Source organism: Thermus igniterrae ATCC 700962 (assembly GCF_000376265.1).
In the GTDB taxonomy this organism is placed as follows: domain Bacteria; phylum Deinococcota; class Deinococci; order Deinococcales; family Thermaceae; genus Thermus; species Thermus igniterrae.
On record NZ_AQWU01000065.1, the window covers coordinates 30,465 to 55,426 of the forward strand.

Annotated in this window: 24 protein-coding genes; 10 read left to right on the plus strand and 14 right to left on the minus strand. The window is 69.2% G+C overall.

Translation table 11 applies throughout. From position 1 onward, the window contains the following. Positions 1-10: 10 nt before the first annotated feature. The 7 genes from B128_RS0107570 to dnaK form a co-directional block, all read right to left on the minus strand. On the minus strand, positions 11-1,195 hold the full coding sequence (locus tag B128_RS0107570; RefSeq protein ID WP_018111681.1) for a VLRF1 family aeRF1-type release factor: 1,185 nt from the start codon (positions 1,193-1,195) through the stop codon (positions 11-13). Next, entirely contained in the window at positions 1,192-1,581 is a 390-nt protein-coding gene (locus B128_RS0107575) for a ferritin family protein (RefSeq protein WP_018111682.1), read from the minus strand. Before B128_RS0107575 ends, B128_RS0107570 begins: the two co-directional genes overlap by 4 nt. Before the next feature lie 11 nt (positions 1,582-1,592). After that, positions 1,593-4,157 (minus strand): ATP-dependent chaperone ClpB, encoded by a 2,565-nt coding sequence (gene clpB, locus B128_RS0107580; protein WP_018111683.1) that lies wholly within the window; start codon positions 4,155-4,157, stop codon positions 1,593-1,595. 974 nt (positions 4,158-5,131) lie between these two features. Beyond that, the gene (locus B128_RS0107585; RefSeq protein WP_026175111.1) at positions 5,132-5,368 is read right to left on the minus strand and encodes a chaperone modulator CbpM; all 237 of its coding nucleotides are present in this window, start codon (positions 5,366-5,368) and stop codon (positions 5,132-5,134) included. Then, positions 5,355-6,188, minus strand: coding sequence for a DnaJ C-terminal domain-containing protein (locus B128_RS0107590; RefSeq protein ID WP_018111685.1), 834 nt, complete (start codon positions 6,186-6,188; stop codon positions 5,355-5,357). The genes B128_RS0107585 and B128_RS0107590 overlap by 14 nt, the downstream gene beginning before the upstream one ends. Before the next feature lie 3 nt (positions 6,189-6,191). Then, entirely contained in the window at positions 6,192-6,734 is a 543-nt protein-coding gene (gene gprE, locus B128_RS0107595; protein ID WP_018111686.1) for a nucleotide exchange factor GrpE, read from the minus strand. A gap of 54 nt (positions 6,735-6,788) precedes the next feature. Further along, entirely contained in the window at positions 6,789-8,636 is a 1,848-nt protein-coding gene (gene dnaK, locus B128_RS0107600) for a molecular chaperone DnaK (RefSeq protein ID WP_018111687.1), read from the minus strand. Between the two features lie 125 nt (positions 8,637-8,761). On the opposite strand from dnaK, the gene ftsH reads away from it, so the two are divergent. Then, complete coding sequence (gene ftsH, locus B128_RS0107605) at positions 8,762-10,639, plus strand: ATP-dependent zinc metalloprotease FtsH (protein ID WP_018111688.1); 1,878 nt, start codon at positions 8,762-8,764, stop codon at positions 10,637-10,639. A 41-nt stretch (positions 10,640-10,680) separates the two neighbouring features. On the opposite strand, the gene B128_RS0107610 is transcribed toward ftsH, so the two are convergent. From B128_RS0107610 to B128_RS0107625, 4 genes are all read right to left on the minus strand, one after another. After that, positions 10,681-10,974 carry an HU family DNA-binding protein gene (locus tag B128_RS0107610; RefSeq protein WP_018111689.1) on the minus strand — a complete coding sequence of 98 codons (294 nt, stop codon included), beginning with the start codon at positions 10,972-10,974 and terminating at the stop codon, positions 10,681-10,683. A 122-nt stretch (positions 10,975-11,096) separates the two neighbouring features. After that, positions 11,097-11,732: a lysophospholipid acyltransferase family protein gene (locus B128_RS0107615; protein WP_026175112.1), complete on the minus strand. Its 636-nt coding sequence runs from the start codon at positions 11,730-11,732 to the stop codon at positions 11,097-11,099. A gap of 5 nt (positions 11,733-11,737) precedes the next feature. Continuing rightward, positions 11,738-12,418, minus strand: coding sequence for an endonuclease V (locus B128_RS0107620; RefSeq protein ID WP_018111691.1), 681 nt, complete (start codon positions 12,416-12,418; stop codon positions 11,738-11,740). Further along, the gene (locus tag B128_RS0107625; protein WP_018111692.1) at positions 12,418-13,290 is read right to left on the minus strand and encodes an SIS domain-containing protein; all 873 of its coding nucleotides are present in this window, start codon (positions 13,288-13,290) and stop codon (positions 12,418-12,420) included. The genes B128_RS0107620 and B128_RS0107625 overlap by 1 nt, the downstream gene beginning before the upstream one ends. A gap of 19 nt (positions 13,291-13,309) precedes the next feature. Between B128_RS0107625 and B128_RS0107630 the strand changes: the two genes are divergently transcribed. Further along, complete coding sequence (locus B128_RS0107630) at positions 13,310-14,083, plus strand: class I mannose-6-phosphate isomerase (RefSeq protein WP_026175113.1); 774 nt, start codon at positions 13,310-13,312, stop codon at positions 14,081-14,083. Here B128_RS0107630 and B128_RS0107635 read toward each other — a convergent pair. Then, positions 14,066-16,672, minus strand: coding sequence for an AfsR/SARP family transcriptional regulator (locus B128_RS0107635; RefSeq protein WP_018111694.1), 2,607 nt, complete (start codon positions 16,670-16,672; stop codon positions 14,066-14,068). The two genes, B128_RS0107630 and B128_RS0107635, sit on opposite strands and share 18 nt — an antisense overlap. A 67-nt stretch (positions 16,673-16,739) precedes the next feature. Between B128_RS0107635 and aroA the strand changes: the two genes are divergently transcribed. From aroA to B128_RS0107675, 8 genes are read left to right on the plus strand one after another with little or no spacing between them, the layout of a single operon-like run. Beyond that, a complete protein-coding gene (gene aroA / locus B128_RS0107640) occupies positions 16,740-18,029 on the plus strand; it encodes a 3-phosphoshikimate 1-carboxyvinyltransferase (RefSeq protein WP_018111695.1) in 1,290 nt (429 codons plus the stop codon). Then, the gene (cmk, locus tag B128_RS0107645) at positions 18,014-18,637 is read left to right on the plus strand and encodes a (d)CMP kinase (RefSeq protein ID WP_018111696.1); all 624 of its coding nucleotides are present in this window, start codon (positions 18,014-18,016) and stop codon (positions 18,635-18,637) included. The genes aroA and cmk overlap by 16 nt, the downstream gene beginning before the upstream one ends. Positions 18,638-18,639: 2 nt before the next feature. Beyond that, positions 18,640-19,413 carry a CDP-alcohol phosphatidyltransferase family protein gene (locus B128_RS0107650; protein ID WP_018111697.1) on the plus strand — a complete coding sequence of 258 codons (774 nt, stop codon included), beginning with the start codon at positions 18,640-18,642 and terminating at the stop codon, positions 19,411-19,413. Beyond that, positions 19,377-19,787, plus strand: coding sequence for an NUDIX domain-containing protein (locus B128_RS0107655; protein WP_026175115.1), 411 nt, complete (start codon positions 19,377-19,379; stop codon positions 19,785-19,787). The genes B128_RS0107650 and B128_RS0107655 overlap by 37 nt, the downstream gene beginning before the upstream one ends. Further along, on the plus strand, positions 19,784-20,488 hold the full coding sequence (gene tmpR / locus B128_RS0107660; protein ID WP_018111699.1) for a bifunctional dihydropteridine reductase/dihydrofolate reductase TmpR: 705 nt from the start codon (positions 19,784-19,786) through the stop codon (positions 20,486-20,488). Before B128_RS0107655 ends, tmpR begins: the two co-directional genes overlap by 4 nt. 27 nt (positions 20,489-20,515) lie before the next feature. Next, complete coding sequence (locus B128_RS0107665; RefSeq protein WP_018111700.1) at positions 20,516-20,752, plus strand: YlcI/YnfO family protein; 237 nt, start codon at positions 20,516-20,518, stop codon at positions 20,750-20,752. Continuing rightward, complete coding sequence (locus tag B128_RS0107670; RefSeq protein ID WP_018111701.1) at positions 20,736-21,155, plus strand: PIN domain-containing protein; 420 nt, start codon at positions 20,736-20,738, stop codon at positions 21,153-21,155. Before B128_RS0107665 ends, B128_RS0107670 begins: the two co-directional genes overlap by 17 nt. Positions 21,156-21,167: 12 nt before the next feature. Further along, positions 21,168-22,145 carry a DHH family phosphoesterase gene (locus B128_RS0107675; protein WP_018111702.1) on the plus strand — a complete coding sequence of 326 codons (978 nt, stop codon included), beginning with the start codon at positions 21,168-21,170 and terminating at the stop codon, positions 22,143-22,145. Here B128_RS0107675 and B128_RS0107680 read toward each other — a convergent pair. Further along, positions 22,142-23,362 (minus strand): 2,3-bisphosphoglycerate-independent phosphoglycerate mutase, encoded by a 1,221-nt coding sequence (locus B128_RS0107680; RefSeq protein ID WP_018111703.1) that lies wholly within the window; start codon positions 23,360-23,362, stop codon positions 22,142-22,144. The two genes, B128_RS0107675 and B128_RS0107680, sit on opposite strands and share 4 nt — an antisense overlap. A 36-nt stretch (positions 23,363-23,398) precedes the next feature. After that, on the minus strand, positions 23,399-24,907 hold the full coding sequence (locus B128_RS0107685; RefSeq protein WP_018111704.1) for a S8 family peptidase: 1,509 nt from the start codon (positions 24,905-24,907) through the stop codon (positions 23,399-23,401). Positions 24,908-24,962 lie beyond the last annotated feature (55 nt).

Genomic DNA, 24,962 nt, shown 5'->3' on the forward strand with positions numbered 1-24,962 from the left:
CCACACCTCCTTACCACCTCAAGAGCGCGGCCATGCCTCCGCGCTCAAGAAGCCGTGCTTCCGCTTCGCCCCGGACAAACTCCACCTTGGCCGCGTAGCCCGCGCTCAACTCTGGCAGGACCAGGGCCAGGGGCTTGGCCTCGGGGGTTTCACAGGTGGCCAGGGCCCTCGCCTCCTCGGCGAAGTAGAGCTCGCCGCAGGCGTAGACCCGTTGCTCCAGGTGCCAGGGGAGCACCCAAAGCTCCACCCGTCCCTCCTGGACCCTTTCCAGCACCTCGGGGCCGAAGACCGCCTTAGGGTAGGCCTCCTCCAGCCGCTTGAGGAGCTCCACCTCTCCCCGGCGCTCGGCCTCCTCCAGGACGGGCTCCAGCCGCTTCAGCACCTCCCCCGGCGTGGCCCCCGGGTGGGGCAGGGAAGGGAGGAGGGCCGCTACCCTCTCCTTCAGGCGCCGGGGCAGGTAGCCCAGGAAGAGCTTGGTGTGCTCCTCCGGGCCCATGAGCACCAGCCGGGTGAAGCCGCGGGCCTCCCAGAGTTTTTCCAGCTCATGGGCCAGGGTCTTGTAGAAGCGCTCCTCCCAGGCGGCCAGGCGCTTGGCGAAGAGGTCCTGCCCCGCCCCGCCCCGGGAGATGCCTGCCAGGTTGAAGCGGCGTCCGGGGGCGTCCAGGCTGAGGCGGCGCCAGGCGTCGGTGTCCAGGGCCAGGAAGGCGTCGGAAACCTCCTCTATTTCGCCCAGGAAGACCTCAAAGACCCGCCAGCGCTCCTGGTCCAGGTAGACCACCCCGTAGCGCTCGTACTCGTCCAGGGCGTAGGCCAGGGGGAGGAGGAAGGGTTCGCCGTAGTGGGCCAGGACGCCGTCCGTGAGGAGCCGGTTGGCCTTTTCCTCCAGGAAGGTGGTCTTCAGGGTGCTCACCAGGGGAAGCTCCACCTGGAGGAGGAGGGTCTCAAAGAGGCCCTTTCCCGCAAAGAAGACCGCGGTCTTGGCCTGGAGGACTTGGTTCTTGAGCACCTCCAGCACCCTTTCCTGCAGGTCCTCGGGCACCCCCAGGGCCTTCATGGCGTCCTTGGCCCGCAGGGCGTAGGCCCGGCCGGCGTTTTCCGGCTTGGCCGGGTTCACGTCCAGGTAGAGGGAGAGAAGGGGTTCTTGCGTGGTCCCTAGCGCTTCCCGAATCCGCCGAAATTCTTCCCTGGAGATCATAGGTTACCTCCTATAAGCGTCACCACCTTGCGCACCGCCTCCTGGTTCAGCCGTTCCTCCTGCCCAAGCCGGGTGAAAAGGGCCTCGAGGTCGGGGTCGGGCAGGCTGCTCTCCAGGTAGTAGGCCCGGTCAAACCCCTCCTCGGAGAGGAGGCGGAGCATGGCCTCCCACCCCGCCTCCTCCGCCTTGGGGGTGGGGGGAAGGGGAGCCTTGAGGCGGCGCAGGGCCTCGGCCAGGGCCTCGGCGTGGGCCCGCTCCCTGGCGGCCACCTCCTGGAGCAGGGCCTTGAGGTGGGGATAGGGAACCCCCTCCGCCGCCCTTTCCGCCCGCAGGGCGTCCAGGAGCTCGTCCTGGTAGGCCTTTTGCAGAACTTCCCTCACATCCATCTCCGCCTCCTTTAGGCCTCTATGCGCTCCAGGGTCCGGAAGATAAGGCCCATGGGCCCGGCTTCCACCACCACCCGGTCCCCCTCCTTCACCTCCCCGGCCAGGATCTTCTTGGCCAGGGGGGTCTCCAGCTCCCGCCCGATTACCCGCTTCAGGGGACGGGCCCCGAAGACGGGGTCGTAGCCCCTTTCCGCCAGGTAGTCCTTGGCCGCCTCGGTGAGCTCCAGGGTGATGCGCTTCTCCGCCAGGCGGGCCCGCAGGTTGCCCAGCTGAATCTCCACAATCTGGCGGATCTGCTCCCGGGAGAGGGGCCGGAAGACCACGATCTCGTCCAGGCGGTTCAGGAACTCGGGGCGGAAGTGCCGCTGAAGCACCCCGAACACCTCCTCCCGGATCTGCTCGTAGGGCTTACCCTTTTGGATGCTTTCCAGGATGAGCGGGCTTCCCAGGTTGGAGGTGAGGATGATGACGGTGTTGCGGAAGTCCACGGTGCGCCCGTGGGAGTCGGTGAGGCGGCCGTCGTCCAGGATTTGCAGGAGGATGTTGAAGACGTCGGGGTGGGCCTTCTCAATCTCGTCAAAGAGGATGACGGTGTAGGGGCGCCGCCGCACCGCCTCGGTGAGCTGGCCTCCCTCCTCGTAGCCCACGTACCCGGGCGGGGCCCCAATGAGCCGGGAGACCGCGTGCTTCTCCATGTACTCCGTCATGTCAATGCGCACCATGGCCTCCTCGGTGTCAAAGAGGGTGGCGGCCAGGGTTTTGGCCAGCTCCGTCTTGCCCACCCCCGTGGGCCCCAGGAAGAGGAAGCTCCCGATGGGACGGTTCGGGTCCTTGAGGCCGGCCCGGGCCCGCCTTATGGCGTCGGCCACCGCGGTGATGGCCTCGTCTTGGCCCACCACCCGCCGGTGGAGCTCCTCCTCCAGGCGCAAGAGCTTCTCCCTTTCGCCTTCCAGGAGCTTGGCCACGGGGATGCCGGTCCAACGGGAGACGATCTCGGCGATGTCCTCCTCGGTGACCTCGAGGCGCACGAAGCGGGCCTCCCGCAACCTTTCGGAAAGGGACGCCACCTCCGCCTCCAGCTTGGGAAGCTCCCCGTAGCGGAGCTCGGCCGCCCGGTTCAGGTCGTACTGGCGCTCGGCCAGCTCAATCTGCCGCCGCACCTCGTCCAGGCGTTGCTGGGCCTCCCGAAGCTTGCCCAGCACCTCCTTTTCCCGCTCCCACTCGGCCCTGAGCCTCCCGATTTCCTCGGTGAGGCTGGCGATTTCCGCCTCAATGGCCTTCAAGCGCTCCAGGGAGTCGGGGTCTTTTTCCTTCTTCAGGGCTTCCCGCTCAATCTCCAACTGGAGCTTTTTGCGCTCCAGGGCATCAATCTCCTCCGGGGCGCTTTCCAGGGCCATGCGCAGGCGGGCCGCCGCCTCGTCCACCAGGTCAATGGCCTTGTCGGGGAGGCGCCTTTCCGTGATGTAGCGGTGGGAGAGCACCGCCGCCGCCACCAGGGCGGGGTCGGCGATGCGCACCCCGTGGTGGACCTCGTACTTCTCCTTGATGCCCCGCAGGATGGAGATGGTGTCCTCCACGCTGGGCTCGTCCACGTACACGGGCTGGAAGCGCCGTTCCAGGGCGGGGTCCTTCTCAATCTCCCGGTACTCGTCCAGGGTGGTGGCGCCAATCAGCCGCAGCTCCCCGCGGGCCAAGGCGGGCTTCAGCATGTTGCCGGCGTCCACGGCGCCTTCCGCCTTGCCCGCCCCCACCACGGTGTGGAGCTCGTCAATGAAGAGGATGATTTCCCCCTGGCTCTGCACCACCTCCTGGATTACCGCCTTCAGGCGCTCCTCAAACTCGCCCCGGTACTTGGCCCCCGCCAGGAGGGAGCCCATCTGCAGGGAGATGATGCGCTTGCCCTTGAGGCCCTCGGGCACGTCCCCCTTGACGATGCGCTGGGCCAGCCCCTCCACGATGGCGGTCTTGCCCACCCCCGGCTCCCCGATGAGCACCGGGTTGTTCTTGGTGCGCCGGAGGAGAATCTGGACCACCCGCCTTATCTCCTCGTCGCGGCCGATTACTGGGTCCAGCTTCCCCGCCGCGGCCAGGGCGGTGAGGTCAATGCCGTACTGCTCCAGGGCGTTGTAGGTGCTTTCCGCGTGTTCCGTCTGCACGTTTTTCCCTCCTCTCAGCTCCCAAAGGGCTTTTTTCAGGAGTTCCAGGCCGGGAAGCCCCGGGGTGGTCTCCGCCAGGGCCAGGACCAGGGTGTCCAGGGCCACGAAGCGGTCCTTGAGCTCCGCCATCAGGGCCTCGGCCCGGGCGAAGACCCCGGAAAGCCGCTGGGTAAGGTACTGGCCGCCCTCGGCCCCCTCCACCTTCGGCAGGCGGGCCAGCTCCTGGGCCTGGAGTTCTTTCAGGCGCTTGGGGTCTGCCCCCGCCTTTTCCAGAAGGCGCCAGGCCACGCCCGTGGGGTCCTTGAGGAGCACCGTCCAGAGGTGGGCCACGTCTATGGCCTGGTGCTTCATCTGCCGGGCCAGGACCTGGGCCTGGGCCAAGGCTTCCCGGGCGGCTTGTGTCCAGCGTTCCAGGTTCATGCCCCTTTACCTCCAGCTATTTAAAGCATATCACTTGATATAAGTCTTGTCAACTTGAGTGAGAAGAGGACGCGAAATAGGGGGTCCAGGAAGCCGGTTGCGAAGGGGGGAAGGAGAAGGGCTTCCTTAAGCATACCCCCGAAGTTCTGGAGATGCACCGGATATGCGCCTACTGCCCTTGCCTTCGCTGCCTTTCCTTGCTTTAGCATTTGATAGCTACTTCCACTGTCGGAACTTGACCGACGGAATGAGCGCTTTTTCCGCTATACAAAAGCGAAGCGATTTGCAGAAGGGCATTTGAAGAATAGATTTTGACTGAGTCCAAGCTTCCAGTAAGGTGCTATAATGCAGATGTCCGAAGCCTCGGGCGGGGAGCTTGACAAGGGGTTTTTGCCTTGGGCAAGGGGAATATGCGCTTTTCCCCTCTCATCGTATGGCCCGCATGGCCGTGAGCATGGGCCTAAACCCCGCAAAATGCCCTCTATACGCCATATGCATATTCCAGACTTCATCTTTCTCACAAACCCCCCCCTCTGAGAACCCCGTCCAGGACGGTGTGGAGGAGGGGGTAGAGTTGCAAAAGCCTTAGCCCCGTAAGGGGATTGCTACCCGAACCGGAGGGACCAGGATCCTCACCCACAGCCCGTTGCAAAAGCCTTAGCCCCGTAAGGGGATTGCTACTCTACATAGACTTCCCACCCGTCAGTAGTCTGGACGATGGTGGTTGCAAAAGCCTTAGCCCCGTAAGGGGATTGCTACTCAAGGGCAACAGGCGCACCCCAAACTGCCTGAACACCAAAGCCGCAAAAGCTTATCCCCAACAAACGGTTCGGTGGCCCAGCAATCTGCCCACGGCCCTGCATGGGGTGTGGCGGAGGCAAGGGAAGATAGCCGGACGGAACGCCCGGGCTTTCCGTCCTGCAAAAGGCCCGACCCCCTGAGGGGGGTCGGGGGAGCGGTTTTTGGGGGATGGGCTAGCGTCCTTCCAGGATTTCTACCACCAGGGCGGCCCCGATCAGGTTGGCCCCCAGGTCCCGCCGGATGCGCTCGGCCCTGGCCATGCGCCGGACGTCCTCCTCGCGGAAGTACCAGGCGCCTTCCACCTCCAGGGGTTCCACGAAGCCGATTTCCACGTAGGCCCTCACGGCCCCCAGGGAGAGCCCGTAGGCGGCCACGGTCTCCATGGAAACCCAACCACTACGCACGAGCATGGTGCACCTCCGCCAGCCGCTTCCAGAGGGCCTCCTCCTCGGGGGTGAGGCGTTCGGGGATGACCACCCGCACCTCCAGGTAGAGGTCGCCCCGGCCGTGGGGCCCGGGGAAGCCCTTTCCCCGCAGGCGCAACTTCCGCCCGGCCTGGGTTTTGGGAGGAATGGTGACCTCCACGGGGCCCTCCAGGGTGGGGGCCCGCACCTTTCCCCCCACCACGGCGATGGGCGCGGGGACGTCCAGGGTGGCGTGGAGGTCGGTGCCCTCGAGGCGGAAGACGGGGTGGGGCAGGAGCCGCACGGAAAGGAGAAGGTCCCCCGGCGGTTCCCCGGGGTTCCCCATGCCGGGGACCCGGATCACCGCGCCCTCCTGGACCCCGGGGGGGATGCGCACGGTGATGCGCCTGCCGTTTACCTCCAGGTTCTTCTCCCCGCCGTGGAAGGCCTCCTCGAGGCTCAGGGGAAGCTCGGCCCTAAGGTCCCGGCCCCTCCTGGGCCTGGTCCGCCGGCCCCCAAAAAGCCCGCCCCCGAAGAGCTCCTGGAAGAAGTCGGAGAAGTCCTCTACCTCAAAGCCCCCGAAGTCGTAGCCGCCTGGGGGTGGGGGCGGGGGCGGGGTGGTGGTGCCGTAGGTATCGTAGATTTTGCGCTTCTCCGGGTCGGAGAGGACGGCGTAGGCCTCGTTGATCTCCTTGAAGCGCTCCTCCGCCCCGGGGCTTTTGTTGACGTCGGGATGGTACTGGCGGGCCAGGCGCTTGTAGGCCCGCTTGATCTCCTCCTGCGTGGCGTTTCTGGGGACCCCCAGGATGGCGTAGTAGTCCTTCATGGCCTACTCTAAGCCCGCCTCTTCCAGGCTCTTCTCCTCGCCCACGGCCACCCGGGCGGGGCGCACCAGGGCCTCCCCCAGGCGGAAGCCCCGCTGGAAGACCCGGGCCACCTTGCCGGGCTCCCCCGGCAGGAGGCCGATGGCCTCGTGGTAGCGGGGGTCAAAGGCCTCGCCCTCCCCCGGCACCTCCTCCACCCCCATCCCGGCCAGGATGCGGAAAAACCCTTCCCGCACCGCCTTAACCCCCTGGAGGATGCTCTCGGGGTTGGCGTGGGCGAACTCCAGGGCGCGGTCCAGGTCGTCCAGGACGGGGAGGAGGGCCCTCAGGGCCCTCAGGACCCCTTCCCGCTCCCGAGCCTTCAGCTCCTCCTCCATGCGCTTGCGGTAGTTGTCAAAGTCGGCCAGGAGGCGGAGGTAGCGGTCCTTGAGGGCCTTCAACTCCTCCTCCGCCGCCTTGAGGCGCTCCTCCACGGCCACGGCCTCCTGGGCCATGGCCTTCAGGTCCGCCTCCACCTGGGTCTCCAGGGGCTCCTTTTCCCTCTCCATGTGCCCTCCTGTGGGGAAAGGGGGCCCCACCTGCCGGCGGGGCCCGCCGGGTCCTTACTCCGCGGGCTTGTAGTCCGCGTCAATCACGTCGTCCGGGCCCTTGCCCGCGGTGGCCGTGGTGCTCCGCTCGTAGGCCTCCACCGCCTTCAGGAGCTCCTCGGTGGCCGCCTTGAGCTCGGGGTCGGAGGCGTCCTTTTCCACCAGTTCCTTGGCCTTGCCGATGGCGGCCTCCAGCCGGGCCCTGGCCTCGGGGCTACCCTGCTTCTCGGAGAGCACCCGCTCCGCCTGGATGCGGGCCGAGTCCAGGGTGTTCTTGAGCTCGGCGTGCTCCTTGCGGCGGCGGTCCTCCTCCGCGTGGCGCTTGGCCTCCTCAATCATCCGCTGGATCTCCTCCTCGGAGAGGGTGGTGGTGTTCTGGATGGTGATGGAGGCCTCCTTGCCCGTGGACTTCTCCTTGGCGGTCACGTGGAGGATGCCGTTGGCGTCTATGTCAAAGCAGACCTCAATCTGCGGCACCCCGGCGGGCATGGGGGGGATGCCCTCGAGGCGGAAGCGGCCCAGGCTCTTGTTGTCCGCGGCCATGGGGCGCTCCCCCTGGAGCACGTGGACCTCCACCGCCGTCTGGTTGTGCTCCGCGGTGGTGAAGATCTCGCACTTGCGGGTGGGGATGGTGGTGTTCCGCGGGATGAGCACGGTCATGACCCCGCCCTTGGTCTCCACCCCCAGGGAGAGGGGAGTGACGTCCAGGAGGACCACGTCCCGCACCTCCCCCATGAGCACCCCCGCCTGGATGGCCGCCCCCATGGCCACCACCTCGTCGGGGTTCACCGAGCGGTTGGGCTCCTTGCCCAGAAGCTCCTTCACCACCCGCTGCACCGCGGGCACCCGGGTGGCCCCGCCCACCAGGATCACCTCGTCAATCTGCGCGGGGGAGAGGCCCGCGTCCTTCAGGGCCTGCTCCACCGGACCCCTGAGGCGCTTCAGGAGGGGCTCAATGAGCTCCTCAAACTTGGCCCGGGTGAGCTTCTTCTCCAGGTGCAGGGGGGTCTTGCTGGCGGGATCCAGGGCGATGAAGGGCAGGCTGATGGTGGTCTCAAAGGTGCTGGAGAGCTCAATCTTGGCCTTCTCCGCCGCCTCAATGAGGCGCTGGAGGGCCTGGCGGTCCGCTTTGAGGTCCACCCCGTACTCCCGCCGGAACTCCTCGGCCAGCCAGTTCACGATGGCGTGGTCCATGTCGGAGCCGCCCAGGTGGGTGTCCCCCGAGGTGGCCTTCACCTCAAAGACCCCCTCGCCGATCTCCAGTACGGTCACGTCAAAGGTGCCGCCCCCCAGGTCAAAGACCAGCACGGTCTCGTTGCCCTTCTTGTCCAGGCCGTAGGCCAGGGCGGCGGCGGTGGGCTCGTTGATGATGCGCAGGACCTCGAGGCCCGCAATCCGGCCGGCGTTGGCCGTGGCCTCCCGCTGGGCGTTGTTGAAGTAGGCGGGCACGGTGATTACCGCCTTGGTGATGCGCTCGCCCAGCTTCTTGGAGGCGTCCTCCACCAGCTTGCGGAGGACCATGGCGCTGATCTCCTCGGGGGTGTAGAGCTTGCCCTTCACCTCCACGCGCACGCCGCCATCAGGCCCGGGGACCACCTTGTAGGGCACCCGCTTGGCCTCCTCCTGCACCTCCTCAAAGCGGCGGCCGATGAAGCGCTTGATCTCAAAGATGGTGCCCTCGGGGTTCAGGACCGCCTGGCGCTTGGCCATGCGGCCCACCAGGGTCTCCCCGTCCCGGAAGGCCACCACGCTGGGGGTGACCCGCTCCCCCTCGGCGTTTTCCAGGACCACGGGCTTACCGCCCTCCATGATGGCGATCACGCTGTTGGTGGTGCCCAGGTCAATGCCCACTGCCTTGGCCATAGCTCACCTCTCCTCACTAAGCCTAAGCCACCCTATATGCTTAAGTCAAGAGACTTGAGCTTAGTTATATCATAGTAGCCCGAGCTACCCGGAACCCGCGCCGGGCGTGTACCCTAAGGAAAGACATGTCCCGGCTTCCCTTGAACTTCTTGGTCTTCGTGTTGGGCCTGCTCCTTTTGGCCTGGGCCTTCAGCCTGGCGGGCACCACGGGCAACCCCGGCGGGGCGGTGAACTACACCACCTTCCTGGAGGACCTGCAGGCGGGCAGGGTGAAGGAGGTGGTGGTCCGGGCCGGGGATACCCGCATCCAGGGGGTCCTCACCGACGGCTCCACCTTCACCACCTACGCCGCCAGCCCCCCGGACAACCTGACCCTCGAGGCCTGGACCAAACGGGGGGTGAGCGTGCGGGTGGAGCCCCCTCAGGGGCAAAGCCCCCTGGGCTTCCTCTGGCCCCTCCTCCTGGTGGGCCTCCTCATCGGCGCCCTCTTCTACTTCTCCCGCACGGGCCGCGCCGGCCCTTCCGACGGGGCCTTCAGCTTCACCAAGAGCCGGGCCAAGGTCCTCACCGAGGCCCCCAAGGTGACCTTCAAGGACGTGGCCGGGGCGGAGGAGGCCAAGGAGGAGCTCAAGGAAATCGTGGAGTTCCTGAAAAACCCCGCCCGCTTCCACGAGATGGGGGCCCGCATCCCCAAGGGGGTCCTCCTGGTGGGGCCCCCGGGGGTGGGCAAGACCCACATCGCCCGGGCGGTGGCCGGGGAGGCCAAGGTGCCCTTCATCACCGCCTCGGGCTCCGACTTCGTGGAGATGTTCGTGGGCGTGGGGGCGGCCAGGGTGCGGGACCTCTTTGAGACCGCCAAGCGCCACGCCCCCTGCATCGTCTTCATTGACGAGATTGACGCCGTGGGCCGCCGGCGGGGAAGCGGGGTCGGGGGCGGCAACGACGAGCGGGAGCAGACCCTGAACCAGCTCCTGGTGGAGATGGACGGCTTTGAGAAGGACTCCACCATCATCGTCATGGCCGCCACCAACCGGCCCGACGTCCTGGACCCGGCCCTCCTGCGTCCGGGCCGCTTTGACCGCCAGGTGGCCATTGACGCCCCCGACGTGAAGGGACGGGAGCAGATCCTCCGCATCCACGCCCGGGGCAAGCCCCTGGCGGAGGACGTGGACCTGGCCCTCCTGGCCAAGCGCACCCCGGGCTTCGTGGGGGCGGACCTGGAGAACCTCCTCAACGAGGCCGCCCTCCTGGCCGCCCGGGAGGGGCGGAAGAAGATCACCATGAAGGACCTGGAGGAGGCCGCGGACCGGGTGATGATGGGCCCGGCCAAGAAGAGCATGGTCCTCACCCCCCGCGACCGCCGCATCACCGCCTACCACGAGGCGGGGCACGCCCTGGCCGCCCACTTTCTGGAGCATGCCGACGGGGTGCACAAGGTGACCATCGTCCCCCGGGGGCGGGCCCTGGGCTTCATGATGCCCAGGCGGGAGGACATGCTCCACTGGAGCCGCAACCGCCTCCTGGACCAGATCGCCGTGGCCCTGGCGGGGCGGGCGGCGGAGGAGCTGGTCTTTGAGGACGTGACCACCGGGGCGGAGAACGACTTCCGCCAGGCCACGGAGCTGGCCCGGCGCATGATCACCGAGTGGGGCATGCACCCCGAGTTCGGCCCCGTGGCCTACGCCGTGCGGGAGGACACCTACCTCGGGGGGTACGACGTGCGCCAGTACTCCGAGGAAACCGCCAAGCGCATCGACGAGGCGGTGCGCCGCCTCATCGAGGAGCAGTACCAGCGGGTGAAGAATCTCCTTCAGGAGAAGCGGGAGGTGCTGGAGCGGGTGGCCGAGACCCTCCTGGAGCGGGAAACCCTCACCGCCGAGGAGTTCCAGAAGGTGGTGGAGGGCCTGCCCCTGGAGGAGGAGCGGTCCGAGGTGCGCGAGGAGAAGGAGGCCCCCCGGGTGGTGCCCAAGGCCAGGCCGGGAGGCGCCCTGGGTGGGGCCTAAATAAGCCCGGGGGGCCTGAGCCCCCCGGGGGAAGGGATAACCTACTTCTTGACCTTCTCCTTGAGGGCCTTCCCCGGCTTGAAGGCGGGGTACTGGGTGGCGGGGATCTTGATCTTCTCCTTGGTGCCGGGCTTCACGCCGGTGCGGGCCTTGCGCTTGCGCACCTCAAAGGTGCCGAAGCCGGTGAGCTGCACCTTGTTGCCCGCGGCCAGGGCCTCTTCCACCTTGGCCAGGAAGGCGTCCACCGCCGCCTTGGCGTCCTTCTTCTTGAGCCCCGCGGCCGCCGCCACCTGGTCCACCAGATCCGCTTTGGTCACCGTTTTCTTTGCTGCCATTCTTCACCTCCTTTGCCTTTTCCCTTCCGGACGGACTATATCACGCTTGGATAGCTATACGCAATACCCTGACCCATTTCTATACCCAAGTATAGTTATATGTGATAATGGAAGCATTGGCTCTAGCGGTACTGGGGGGGGAGAAGTTCCCGTACCCGGGCCTCTATCTCCCGGGTGAGGTTTTCCAGCTCCTGGTGGGAGATCCGTCCTGCCCTTGGAACGGAAATGGGTTGGCCGTAGATCACCCGGATGCCCCGGCGCAGGCGGAAGAGCTTTTTGCCCACGGGCCAGGCCTGGTCCGTGCCCACCACGGCCACGGGGACCACGGGGCTTCCCGTGCGCAGGGCGATGGCCGCCACCCCGGTTTTGAAGGGCTGGAGCCTGCCCGTGCGGCTACGGGTGCCCTCGGGGAAGATGCCGAAGGCCATGCCCCTTTCTAAGGCGCGGATGGCGCTTTTGATGGCCGAGAGGTCGCTTTGCCCCCGCTCCACGGGGATGGCGTAGAGCCGGGGCAAAAGCCAGGAGAGGAAGGGCAGGCGGAAGACGTCGGCCCGGGCCAGGAAGCTCACGGGCCTTCGCACCCCCGCGCCTATGGCGATGGGATCCAGGATGGAGAGATGGTTGGCCGCCAGGATGACCGGGCCCTCCTTGGGCACGTTTTCCCACCCTTCTACCCGGTAGCCGAAGAGGGTGTGCAGGAGAAACCGGGCCAGGTACCAGGCGGCCCGGTACACGGGGTTGGGCCGGTGTGCGTCCACGGGCCTCAGTCTAAGGCCCTGAGGGCCCGGCCCGCCTCCAGGTGGGCCAGGCGCAGGGGCTCGGGGAGGCGGTAGCGGGTGGGGAGGCTTCGCACGAAGGCCAGGGCCGCCTCGAGGCCCACCCGGTGCCCGGGGGAGACGTAGAGGGGCTTCACCCCCGTGCGGCTCCGGTAGGCGTACCCCAGGGGCCTCCCGTCAGGGGCCAGGAGGGGCACGGCGCTCCCCGCCGCCTGGGGCAGGGGCCCGGCCGGGCGGCCAAAGAGGAGGCTTTTGGCCACCCCCACGCTGGGGAGGTTCAGGTGCACCCCCAGGTGGCTGGCGATGCCCAGGCCTCGGGGATGGGCGATGCCCTGGCCGTCCACCAGGAGGGCCTCCGGGGCCTCGGGGAGGGCTCTTAGGGCCTCCAGGTAGGCGGGGGCCTCGCGGAAGGAGAGGAGGCCGGGGATGTAGGGGAAAAGGCTCTCCTCGGGCACCAGGCCCTTGCCCACGAAAAGGGGACCCCTCTCCCGGTGGTAGAGGACGGCCACCGCCACCAGGGGCCTGCCCCGCCGGTGGGAGGCGTCCAGGGCGGCCAAAAGCCTCACCCCCTCGAGGCTTCCCTCCAGAACCACCCCCTGGGCCAGCTGGCGCTGGAGGGCCAGGGCGGCCTCGAGGCTTGGGGGCTTGGGGAAGGGGGGGATTTCCACTAGCTCACTTCCCGCAGGCGCTCCAACACCTCGGGGTCGGAGGGGTCGGTCCCGTAGAGGAGGGCCAGGTAGTAGGCGGTCCAGGCCAGGCGGTACCAGAGGGCCATGGCCTGGGCCAGGCGGCTTCCCTCGGGGGCGGGCACCTCCGCCACCGCGTCCACCCGGCTTTCCAGGATCTCCTTGGCCAGCTTCACCGCTTCCCCCTCCCCCAGGAGGACGGCGGCCAGGGGGTCCCCCTGCTCGTGGCGGGCCTCCATCCCGGTGAGGAAGAACTCCAGGGCGCTGTGGGGCGGGGTCAGGGAGAGGCTTTTGCCGATGCGGGCCAGGAGGCTTTGGGCCGCTTCCTCCAGGGGCCGGAAGGCGGGGGCATAGAAGAGGGGAAGCCGCTCCAGGAGGGTGTAGGCCAGGAACTTGGCGGGGTTTGCCTCCAGGGGTACCTCCGGGGTCAGGTGGCGCCGCTCCGCCAAGAGCGCCTCGTCCACCTCCTTCAGGGCCCCTTCCTGCCCCGTGGCCAGGAGGAGGAAGCGCAGGTAGCGGTAGGGGCTTAGGGGGCTTGGGGGGAGGTAGACCTCCACCCCGGCCCGGAAGCCCACCCGCACCACCCGCGCCTTCCCCGACTCCGCCAGAAGGCCCATGGCCGCGGCCTCCCCCAGGTCATACCCTCCTTCCAGCACGAAGAGGGTCCCCTCCTCCGTCCAGTCGGGGAGGCCGGAGAGGAGGGCGGCGAAGCGCCCCTCCCCGTAGCCCAGGACCCCGTGGGGCCCGGGGTAGGCCTCGGGGGGCACGGGGCCCGTGCCCACCAGGTCCCGTAGCTCCAGGGCCAGGCCCCGGCGGTCGGCCAGATAGGTTTCCTCCCGGTCCAGGTCGCGCATACCCCTTATGCTAACCCCCATGCGGCCCTTTGCGCCCAAGCCCGTGGCGCGGATCTGGGGGGGAAGCGCCCTGGGCTTCGGCCCCGGGGTGGGGGAGGTCTGGCTGGCGGAAGAACCCCTCCTGCTGAAGCTCCTGGACCCGGCGGAGTGGCTTTCCGTGCAGGTCCACCCCCCGCACCCCTACGCCCTCCGGGTGGAGGGGAAGCCCGGCAAGTACGAGGCCTGGTACGTCCTGGCCCCCGGGGAGATCGTCTACGGCTTTGCCCGGGCGCTACCCCCTGAGGAGGTGCGCCGCCGGGCCCAGGAGGGAACCCTGGGTGAGGTGCTCCGCCGGGTGCGGGTGGAGCGGGGCCAGGTGGTCTACCTGCCCGCCGGGGTGGTGCACGCCCTGGGCCCCGGGGTGCGGGTCTACGAGGTTCAGACCCCTTCGGACCTCACCTACCGCCTCTATGACTACGGCCGCCCCCGGGAGCTCCACCTGGAGAGGGCCCTGGAGGTGGCCCGTCTCCGGCCCACCCCCCTTCCCCCCGTGCGCCCCAGGCCGGTGGCCGGGGGGGAGCTCCTCCTCAAGACCCCCCACTTCCGCCTCTACCGCTTTCCCTTACAGGGCGAGCGGCTTTTCCGGACCCAAAGGCCCCTCCTCCTCACCCTCCTGGAGGGCGAGGCGGAGGTGTGCGGGGAGAGGCGGCTTCCCCCCTTCACCTTCCTCCTGGAGCCGGGGGAGGGGCTTTGCCTGCGGGGGGAGGGCCTGTTCCTCGGGGCGAGCCCCGGGGGCTCAAAGCCCCTGCAGTAGCCCCTCCACCCGGGGGGAAGGGCGCTCCTTTAGCTCCTCCCAGAGCCGGCGGCGGTAGTCCTCCAGAAGCCGGCGCGCCCGGGCCCGCTGGCCCCGGGCCAGGCACCCCTCCACCAGGGGCAGGAGGGCCTCCTCGTCCAGGGGGTCCAGCTCCAGGAGGCGCTCCAGGAACCTTGGCTCCCTCCTTTCCAGGAAGAGGGAGCGCACCCGGTGGAAAACCTCCTCCCGCCTGCGGTCCAGGAGGGGATGGTCCAGGCCGGGGAAGAGGGGCTCTTGGTAGAGGGCCAGCGCCTGTTCTGCCTCCCCCTCCGCCAGGGCCTTCTCCAGGGCCAGGAGGTCGGCCTCCACCCGCCTAAGCCCTCCCTCCTCCAGGTAGGTGGCCACCCCCCAGGGCTCCAGGAGCTTGCGCATCCGGGCCAGCCACACGTGGAGGTTGTTGAGGGCGGCCTCCTCGGGCAGGTCGGGCCAGAGGGCGAAGGCCACTTCCTCCCGGGGCAGGCCCAGGAGGAGCAGGGCGAAGACCTCCTGGGCCTTGCCCTTAAGCTCCACCGGGCCCAAGGGGCCCTCCACCCGGAAGGTGCCCAGGACCCTCACCCGCAGGGGGGGTATCTCGGAAAGGCGCAGGCGCACGGCCTCCTTCCAGCCCGAACCCAGGACCTGGGCAAGGGGATAGGCCTGGGCCAGCTCCGGGCGCTTTTGGGGAAGCTCCTCCAGGGGGACAAGGCCAGGGAGGACCCTCACCCCCGCGTCCGTGAGGGTGAGGAGGGCCTCTAAGTCCCCCTCCTCCCGCAGGAGGCGGTAGCGCGCCGCGTGCCAGTGGAGGCGCTCCTCCCGTCCCTCGGGGTAGGGGGGGAGGAGGGCCGGGTCCTGGCGAAGCAGGGCCAGGGTGAGGCGGGGCAGGAAGCCGGAAAGGCCTTCCAGGAGGCTTGGGTCCCCCCTCAGGCCTGCCAGGAGGGACCGGCCCCGCTCCACCAGGTAGGGGTTCTCCCAAAGCTCCGCCTGGGCCACCAGGCGGGCCAGCCCCTGGGCGTCCTCCTCCAGGTGGGCCAGGAGCATGCGGGCCTCGAGGGCCGCCAGGGGGTTGCCGGGGGCCTCCGCCGCCTGCTTCAGGTAGGCCCTGGCCTTTTCCTTTTCCCCCAGGAGGAGGTGAAGCCGCCCCAGGTCCCGGAGGTGCCCGGGGAGGCTGTGGAGGGCCACCTCCGGGGAGAACCTGGCCTCCTCCATAGCGGCCACGCGCTCCAGAAGGGCCCCCTTAAGCTCAAAGCGCAGGAGGGCCAGGTTGTTTAGGGGGGCGGCCCGGAAGGGGCTTTCCGGGGGGAGGCGCCTCAGGGCCTCCTCCAGGAGGGCCAGGGCCTCCTCGGGCCTGCCTGCCTCGTAGGGCACCCGGGCGGCGTCGTTCAGGAAGCGGCCCGCCAGTTCCGGCTTCACCCGGTCCAGGAGGGCCAGGCCCCGTTCCAGGTAGGCCTGGGCCCGGAGGAGGTCTTTCCCCAGCATGGGCTCCGCCAGGTAGAAGGCCAGGTGGCCGCAGGCGATGAGGGCCACCCCCGGGTCCTCGGAGGCGGCCAGGGGCTCCAGGAGGGCCGCTCCGTCCTGCCGCCCGCACTGGAGGAGGGCCTCCCCCAGCCTGAGCCGGGCCCTGGGCCCTCCCTGGCGCAGGAGGGCCTCCCACTGGCAGAGGCGCTCCGGGGCCAGGAGGATCTGGCGGGGGGTCTCCAAGAGCTCCAGGAGTTCCCCGTGGAGCCCGGCCCCAAAGAGGGCCTCCGCCCAAAGCTCGGGGGGAAGCCTGTCCCCGGCCTCCCGCACCGCCTTTTGCACCTGGGGGAGGAGGCTACGCAGGGCCATCTCCCTCAGGAGCTGGTGGAGCTGGTAGCCCTCCGGGGTCTTGCGCAGAAGCCCCTTCTGGAAGAGGCCCTCCGTGGCCGGGGTGGCGTGGGCCTGGGGCAGGAGGGGCAGGGCGGCCAGGAGGAGCCCCTCTTGGAACTCCTCGGGGAGGAGGCTTTCCCGGAGGCCTTGGAGGAGGGCCTGGGCCTCAGGGGGCCTGCCGGTAAGGGCGGAGAGGAAGAGGGGCAGGGGCCAGCCCCCCGTGGCCCCGTGGGCCTCCCGCCACCCCGGCTGCCCGCCGAAGAGGGCCCTGGCCTCCTCGAGGGTGAAGGCCAGGTCCTGGGCCTGGAGGTGCACCAGCCTTCCCTCGGCCAGGAGCTTGGGGAGCTCAGGGTAGGGGAGGGGCTTGCGGCTGGCCAGCACCAGGAGGCAGGGCAGGGTGCGCAGGAGGGGGGAGAGCTCCTCCTCCCCGGAGAGGTCCTCCAGCACCACCAGGGTGGGCTCGGCCCGCAGGCTTTCCACCACTGCCCCCCAGGGGGCCTCCTCGGGCAGGCCCAGGGCCTTGGCCAAAAGGGCCCTGGGCTCCCCCAGGAGGGCGCTTCCCCAAAAGGACCTGAAGGGAAGGCGGGCGGCGAGCTGCCCGGCCAGCACGCTCTTGCCGAAGCCCGCGGGGGCCTCGAGCCAGATGGCAAAACCCGGCTCCTCGGGAAGCGCCGCCAAAAGCCGCTGGCGCTCCAGGTAGACCGGGCTGTGCCAGGCCAGGGCCATGCTTGGGTCCCATTCTAGCCAGGGACGCCCTTGACCGGAACCGCCTCCCGCCCCGACACTAGGGGGCATGGACCGGGCCCATCTGGACCTAGCCCCCTGCGGCCCCCTGCGGGGGTCCCTGCGGGTCCCCGGGGACAAGTCCGTGACCCACCGGGGGCTCATGCTCCTGAGCCTGGCCCAGGGGGAGGGCCGGCTCTTCTACCCCCTCAAGGCGGGGGACACCCTCTCCACCGCCCGGGCCTTCCAGGCCCTGGGGGCGGAGATCCTGGAGGAAGGCCCCCACTTCCTGGTGCGGGGCCGGGGCCTGCGCCTTCGGGAGCCCGAGGACGTCCTGGACTGCGGCAATGCCGGCACCCTCATGCGCCTCCTCCTGGGCCTCCTGGCGGGGCAGGAGGGGGTTTTTGCCGTTCTCACCGGGGATGCTTCTCTGCGCCGCAGGCCCATGGGCCGGGTGGTGGAGCCCTTAAGGCGCATGGGGGCCCAGATTGAAGGCCGGGAAGGGGGTAGGCGGGCCCCCCTGGCCGTGCGGGGGGCGCCCCTTAGGGGCATGGCCTACACCCTCCCCGTGCCCAGCGCCCAGGTGAAGAGCGCCCTCCTCCTGGCGGGCCTCTTCGCCGAGGGGACCACGGAGGTGGTGGAACCCGTGCCCACCCGGGACCACACGGAAAGGCTTTTCCGCCACTTCGGCCTGCCCCTGGAGGTGGAAGGTAACCGCATCCGTACCCGCCGCACCGAGCCCTTTCCTGCCCGGGACCTCCTTGTCCCCGGGGACTTCTCCTCGGCGGCCTTCTTCCTGGTGGCCGCCCTCCTGGTTCCGGGCTCGGAGGTGGTGGTGGAGGGGGTGGGGCTCAACCCCACCCGCACCGGCCTCCTCCGGGTGCTCCGGGAAATGGGGGCCCACCTGGAGTGGCAGGTGCTGGAGGGGGAGGCGGGGGAGCCCGTGGGCTGGGTGAGGGCCCGCCATAGCCCCTTGAAGGGGGTCTCCGTGGACCCCGCCCTCATCCCCCTTATGGTGGACGAGGTGCCCATCCTGGCGGCGGCCGCCGCCTGGGCGGAAGGGGAGACCTACATCCCCAACCTGGGCGAGCTCAGGGTCAAGGAGTCGGACCGGGTGGCGGCCATCGCCCACAACCTGCGGGCCCTGGGGGTGGAGGTGGAGGAGGGGCCGGACTGGCTCCGCATCCGGGGGGGTGGGGTGCGGCCTGGGGAGGTGGAGCCCTTCCACGACCACCGCATCGCCATGGCCTTTGCCGTGGCCGGCCTGCCCGTGGGGGTGAGGGTCTTTGAGCCCCAGTGGGCGGAGATCTCCTACCCGGGCTTCTTCCAGGACCTCAAGGGGCTATGCGCGGCATCGTGACCATTGACGGCCCCTCGGCCTCGGGGAAGACCTCCGTGGCCCGCAGGGTGGCCGAGGCCCTGGGGGTGCCCTACCTGAGTAGCGGCCTCCTCTACCGCGCCGCCGCCCGGCTGGCCCTCGAGGCGGGGGTGGACCCGGGGGAGGAAGGGGCGCTGCTGGCCCTGCTGGAAGCCCACCGGGTCCGCCTCCTTCCCGGGCAGGAGAACCGGGTCCTGGCGGACGGCCAGGACCTCACCCCCCTTCTCCACACCCCCGAGGTGGACCGCACGGTCTCCCAGGTGGCCCGCCACCCCAGGGTGCGGGCCTGGGTGAACGCAAGGCTCAAGGAGGTGCCCCCGCCCTTCGTGGCCGAGGGGCGGGACATGGGCACCGCGGTTTTCCCGGAGGCCCCCCACAAGTTCTACCTCACGGCAAGCCCCGAGGTGCGGGCCAGGCGGCGCACCCGGGAAAGGCCCCAGGACTATGAGGAGGTGCTCCGGGATCTCCTGCGCCGGGACGAGCTGGACCGGGCCCAAAGCTTCCCCGCCCCCGATGCCCTGGTGCTGGACACCAGCGAGATGGGCCTCGAGGCGGTGGTCCAGGCCATCCTGGCCCACCTTAAGGACTAGCCATGGTGCCCGGGGCCAAGGCCAGGCCGGTGCAGGAGTTTTTGAACGTCCTCCTCTTCCGCCCCCTGGCCCACCTGGTGGTCCTCCTCCTCCTGCCCACCCCGGTGCGGCCCCACCACCTGGTCCTCCTCCACACCCTCCTGGTCCTCCTGGCGGCCTGGCTCCTCTGGCAGGGGCAGGGGCTTCCCGCCGCCTTGCTCCTCCAGGTCAAGACCGTCCTGGACAACGCCGACGGCCAGCTGGCCCGCCTGCGGAAGGAGGTGACGGAGCTGGGCCGCTACCTGGACACGGAGCTGGACCTCCTGGGCAACCTCTTCCTCTTCCTGGCCCTGGGGGCCCGCACGGGGGCCTGGGAGACGGCCCTCCTGGCCTTCTTGGTCTTCACCCTGGTCCAGTCCTACGACTTCAACCTGGAGAGGCTTTACCGGGAGGCCCGGGGGGCCGTCCTCCCGGAGGACCCCCAGGACCGTGGGGAGGGGGCGCTTTGGCTCCTGCGCGCCCTCTACCGCCTCTTCTTCCTCCCCCAGGACCGGTGCATCCGCGCCCTGGAGTGCCGCCTCCAGGCCGGGCTTCGCCTGGACCCCCTGCGCTTCTGGGACGAGGCGGCCCTGGCAGGGGTGGTGAACCTGGGGCTCACCACCCAGCTCTTCTTCCTGGGGCTTTTCCTCGCCCTGGACCAGCCTAGGGCCTACCTTACCTTTGTCCTCCTCCAGGCCCTGTATCTTGGGCTCTGGTACCTATGGAGGATCGCCCGCAGTATCCCATCCCCACGGTAGGCGCCCTGGTGGAGCAGGAGGGCAGGGTGCTCCTGGTGCGCACCGCCAAGTGGCGGGGCCTATGGGGGGTGCCCGGAGGCAAGGTGGTCTGGGGGGAGGCCCTGGAGGAGGCCCTGAGGCGGGAGTTCTGGGAGGAGGTGGGGCTGGTCCTCAAGGGGGTCCGCTTCGCCCTGGTGCAGGAGGCCATCTTCAGCCAGGAGTTCCACAGGCCCACCCACATGCTCCTCTTCAACTACTTCGCCCGGGCCGAAGGGGAGGTGCGCCCCAACGAGGAGATCCTGGAGTGGGCCTGGGTCCATCCCCGGGAGGGGCTTTCCTACCCCCTAAACACCTTCACCCGGCGGCTTTTGGAACTCTACCTGGAGGCGGCATGAGGGTAGCCCTGGTGACGGGAAGCGCCAAGGGGATTGGCCGGGCCATCCTCCTGGCCCTGGCGCGGGAGGGGTTTCACGTGGCGGTGCACTACCGCACCTCCGAGGGCCTGGCCGAGGCCACCCGGCAGGAGGCCGAGGCCCTGGGGGTGAGGGCCATCAAGGTGCGGGCCGACCTCACCCAGGAGGCGGAGGTGGCCGCCTTGGTGGAGGAGGTGCGCTACCACCTGGGGGGGATTGGCGTCCTGGTGAACAACGTGGGGGACTACCTCTACAAGCCCATTGAGGAGGTGAGCCTGGAGGAGTGGCGCTGGATTCTGGACACCAACCTCACGGCCACCTTCCTCCTCACCCAGCGGGTCCTCCCCCTCATGGTGCAGGAGGGGTATGGGCGCATCGTCAACCTGGGCTACGCCGGGGCGGCCAACCTCCTGGCCCGGCCCCACATCACCCCCTACGTCATCGCCAAGACCGGGGTGATCCTCTACACCAAGGCCATCGCCAAGCGCTTCGCCCAGGCGGGCATCACCGCCAACGTGGTGGCCCCGGGGGTGGCGGAGAACTCCGTGTCCAAGCCTCTGCAGGAGATCCCCATGGCCCGGCTGGCCCTCCTGGAGGAGGTGGCCCGGGCCGTGCTCTTCTTCGTGAAGGAGCCCTACCTCACCGGGCAGGTGCTGGAGGTGGCCGGGGGGTGGAACCTCTAGCCCATCATGATGTGCTAAACTTGGGGCATGGGCCGGAACCTCACCCTGAGGCTTCCTGAGGACCTGGTGCGCCGGGCCCGGGAGGAGGCACTGCGCCAGGGGAAGAGCCTCAACGCCTTCGTGGAGGCCCTTTTGCGGGAGGCCGTGGGGGGCGAGGAGGACGAGGCGCTTGCTCGGCAGCTCTCCTGGATGCGCCGGGGTCTCTACCGGACTGGGGGCAAGCCCTTGCCCTCCCGGGAGGAGCGGCATGCCCGCGGGGCTTGAGTTTGTGGACACCAACGTCCTGGTCTACGCCTACGACCTTTCCTCGTCGGAAAAAAAGGCGCGGGCCCTTGCCCTTCTAGAGTCCCTCCTTTTGGAGCGGAGGCTGGCCCTCTCCCTACAGGTGCTTCAGGAGTTTTACGTGGTGGTCACCCGCAAGCTAGCCGAGCCCCTGGATGGGGAGACTGCCAGGCAAATCCTGGAGGACCTGGGAAAGGCCCGCCTGCACCTGCCCACCCTCGAGGATGTCCTAGCCGCATCCCTTCTCTCCGAGCGGTACGGCCTTGCCTTCTGGGATGCCATGATCCTGCAAAGCGCCAAGGCCTTAGGGGCCAAGGTGGTGTGGAGCGAAGATCTCCGCCCCGCCGCTTACGGGGGGGTGCGGGTGAAAAACCCCTTCGCGTGATACCTTAGCTACGTGGACGGCAACGCTCCCGAACCCCAGTACTGGGAAAAGCTGCGCCTGGTGGCCGAGGTCCTGCGGGCGGTGGAGGGGCCCATCTACATCGCCACCCACGTGGACCCCGATGGCGATGCCATCGGTAGTTCCCTGGGGCTTTATCGGGCCCTGAAGGCCTTGGGCAAGGACGCCCGCTGGGTGGCCGACCCCCCCCGCTTCCTGCGCTTCCTCCCCAAGGAGGAGGAGTACTCCGACCCCGTGGAGCGCCTGCCCATGGGGGCTACCCTGGTGGTCCTGGACAGCGCCGAGCCCAGCCGCGTGGTCGGGGTGCCCGTGGAGGGGTTCGTCATCAACCTGGACCACCACGGCACCAACCCCCGCTTCGGCCACCTGGCGGTGGTGGACCCCTCCAAGGCGGCCACCGCGGAGATGGTGAAGGACCTCATTGATCTCCTGGGGGTGGCCTGGACGGAGGAGATGGCCACCCCGGTTTTCACCGGCATCCTCACGGACACCGGCAACTTCCGCTTCGCCAACACCACCCCCGAGGTGTTGCGCAAGGCGGCGGAGCTTCTGGGCTACGGGGTGAAGCTGGCGGAGATCACCGACCGCCTGCAGTACCGCACCCCTCACTACTTCAAGGCCCTCGGGGGGGTGCTCTCCACCCTGCGCTTCCACTTCGGGGGCCTTTTGGTCACCGCCCACCTGCCCGAGGACCTCGAGGTCCCCGAGGAGGACTCCGACGGCTTCGTGGGGGTGATCCGCTATGCGGAAGGGGCCCTGGTGGCCGTTTACCTGCGGCGCCGGGAGGAGGGGGTGAAGGTCTCCATCCGCTCCCGGGGCGGGGTCTCCGCCCAGAACATCGCCGTGCGCCTGGGGGGCGGCGGGCACGTGCCCGCCGCCGGGGCCACCCTGAAGGGGGTGGACCTGGAACAGGCCTACGAGCGGGTCCTCGAGGCCGTGGCCGAGGAACTGCGGCGGGCTGGGTACCTCTAGGCCCCGTACTTGAGGAGCCTTCCGGCGTGGGCCAGGAGGAGGGGCATGAGCTCTACTCCTCGCAGGTGGCCCAGGCTGCCCCTAAGGGCCTCGGCCTCGGTAAAGCGCTTGGCCTCGTCCCGCCGCAGGAAGGGGGCCTTGAGGAGGAGGGGGACGGGGTGCCAGGAGTGGGCCTTGAGGGCCGCGGGGGTGGAGTGGTCACCGGTGAGGGCCAAGACCCGGGGCTCCAGGGCCAGGAGCTCGGGCAGGAGGGCGTCAAAGCGCTCAATCTCCCGCACCTTGCCCAGAAAGTCCCCGTCCTCCCCCTTGGCGTCCGTCTTCTTGAAGTGGAGGTAGAAGAGGTCAAACCGGTCCCAGTTTTCCCGCAGGGCCTTGAGCTTCCCCTGGTGGGCGTCCCCTTCCCCCTCCACGGGCAGGACCTCCATGCCCACCAGGGCGGCTAGGCCCTTGTACATGGGGTAGCTGGCGATGGCCGCGGCCCTGACCCCGAAGACCTCCCCCATTTTGGGGAAGGCGGGCTTCCGGGAGGCCCCGCGGAAGAGGGCCCCGTTCAGGCGGGGTTCGTCCCGCAGGACCTCCCGGATGCGCTCGCTCAGGAGGTTCACCACCCGGGCGGTCTTGGCGGAAGCCGCGTCCAGGGGCTGGGCCTTTAGGGGGGGAAGCCCGGTCTTCTGCGGGTCGGTGTCGCTCACCCCGTCCCCCAGTCCCTCTCCCCTCAGGACCACCAGGAAGCGGTGCTCACTTTCCGTGTAGAAGTGGACCTCCACGTCCTCAATCCGGGAGAGGGCCGCCTGGAGCCGGGCGATCACCCGCTGGTTCTCCTCCGTGCTGGGCCGGCCAGCGCGGCGGTCCAATACGAGTCCCTCGGGGCCTAGGGTGGCGAAGTTTCCCCTTAAGGCCACGTCCCCTTCCCGGAAGTCGGCCCCCAGGCCCAAGGCGCTCAGGGCCCCCCGGCCCACCACGTAGCGGAAGGGGTCGTAGCCGAAAAGGGCCAGGTGCCCGGGGCCCGAGCCGGGGGCCAGGCCCGGGTAGACGGGGGTGAGGAGGCCCAGGGCGCTTTCCTGGGCCAGGCGGTCCAGGTGGGGAGTCTTGGCCGCCTCCAGCTCCGTGGGCCCCCCGGGCTCCAGGGGCAGGCCCCCCACGCCGTCCAGAACCACCAGCAGAATCTTTCCCTCGGCCTTCTGGTGAAGCTCCTTCAGCACGGGAAAGAGGTCCATGGCCCGAGTTTACCCCGGGCCACGGGGAGTGGGGCTCTAGCGCACTGCCCGGTGGGCGTCCAGGAGGCCGTGGCCGAAGCGCTGGCGGCTTCCCACGGCCTCGGCCGTGGCCTTGAGGTGGGCCCGCACCTGGCCCGGGTTCCACTCTGGGTGCAGGGCCCGCACCAGGGCGGCCACCGCGGCCACGTGGGGGCTGGCCATGGAGGTGCCGGCATACCAGGCGTAGCCGGGGGTGGCCTCGTCCACGATGACGGTGGAGAGGATCAGGTGGTAGCGGTAGCCGGGGGGGCGCTCGCTCCGGGGACGGTAGCACCAGCTCTGGCCGCTTTCGTCCAGGCCGCAGTCCCCCCCGGGGGCGGAGAGGTCCACCGCGGCCCCGTAGTTGGCGTAGAAGGCCAGCACGTCCTGCCCGGGCAGGGCGTTCAGGGTCTCCCCCGTGGGGTAGGGGTACTGCCACAAGGGGGTGGCGGTGCCGGTGGCGGAGACGGAGACCACCGAAGGCAGGTCGGAGGGGATGTGGACCACGGGCCCGTTGGCATTTTGCGCACTGTTCCCCGCGGAGGCCACCACCAGGGTGCCCAGGCGGTTGGCGTACTTCATCACCCGGTCCCAGGCCACCATGGCGGCCACGTCCTCGCGGTTTTGCGTCTGGAGGGTGCCCCCCAGGCTCATGTTGATGACGGCGTAGCCCCGCTGGGCCGCGTCCAGGACCGCCTCAAAGATGGGGCCGTCCCAGGCCCCCACGTCGTCGTAGGTCTCGCCGGTGCTGGGGTCGGTGTAGCGGAAGCGATCAAAGACCTTGTAGGCGGCCAGGCGCACCCCGGGGGCCACCCCCACCACCCGGCCGCCGCCGAAGGCCGCGGCCACGGTGCCGGCCACGTGGGTGCCGTGGCCCTCGTAGAGCACGTTGGGGGCAGGGGTGCAGGGGTTTTCGGGGTCCAGGTGGTCAAAGTCAATCCAGAGGGCGTACTTGGGGTAGCTGGGGGTGGCGTTGGGCCCGCCCGTCTCCCGGCAGTAGTTGGTGGCAGCGAAGTGCACCACCTGCCCCTCCAGGTCCGGGTGGTTGTCCATAACCCCGGTGTCCAGGATGGCCACCGTGGCCCGGGCCTGGGCCTCGAGGGGCACCCGCTCCCAGACCTTGGGGGCCCCAATGCGCCGGAGGTTCCACTGGTACCGGTAGAGGTCGTCTATGGGGGTGGGGGTGCCGTAGGTGGCCTCCACCGGGAGGCGCTCCGTCCTGGGGAGGGCGTACCGCCTTTCCTTACCCACGGCCAGCACCTCGGGGCGCCTGGCCAGGCGGCCGGCCGCCTTGGGGTCGGCCAGGACCACCAGGGTGCCGATGGGTTCCAGGCTTTTGAGCACCCTGGCTCCCTCCCGCTCGGCCAGGGTTTGGGCTCCCGGGGGCAGGCCTTCCGCCTTGAAGACCACCAGGTAGCGCTCCTTCCCTTCCCAGCCCTGGACCGCAAGGTTGCCCAGGGGTTGCTGGGTGCAGGCGGCAAGGGCCAGGACGAGCACGGCCAGGAACACGGGCCAAATCTTGGGCATAAATCCCTCCTCTGGCAATAAGGACGCTTGGGGCGTTGCCCGTCAAGTATACCCC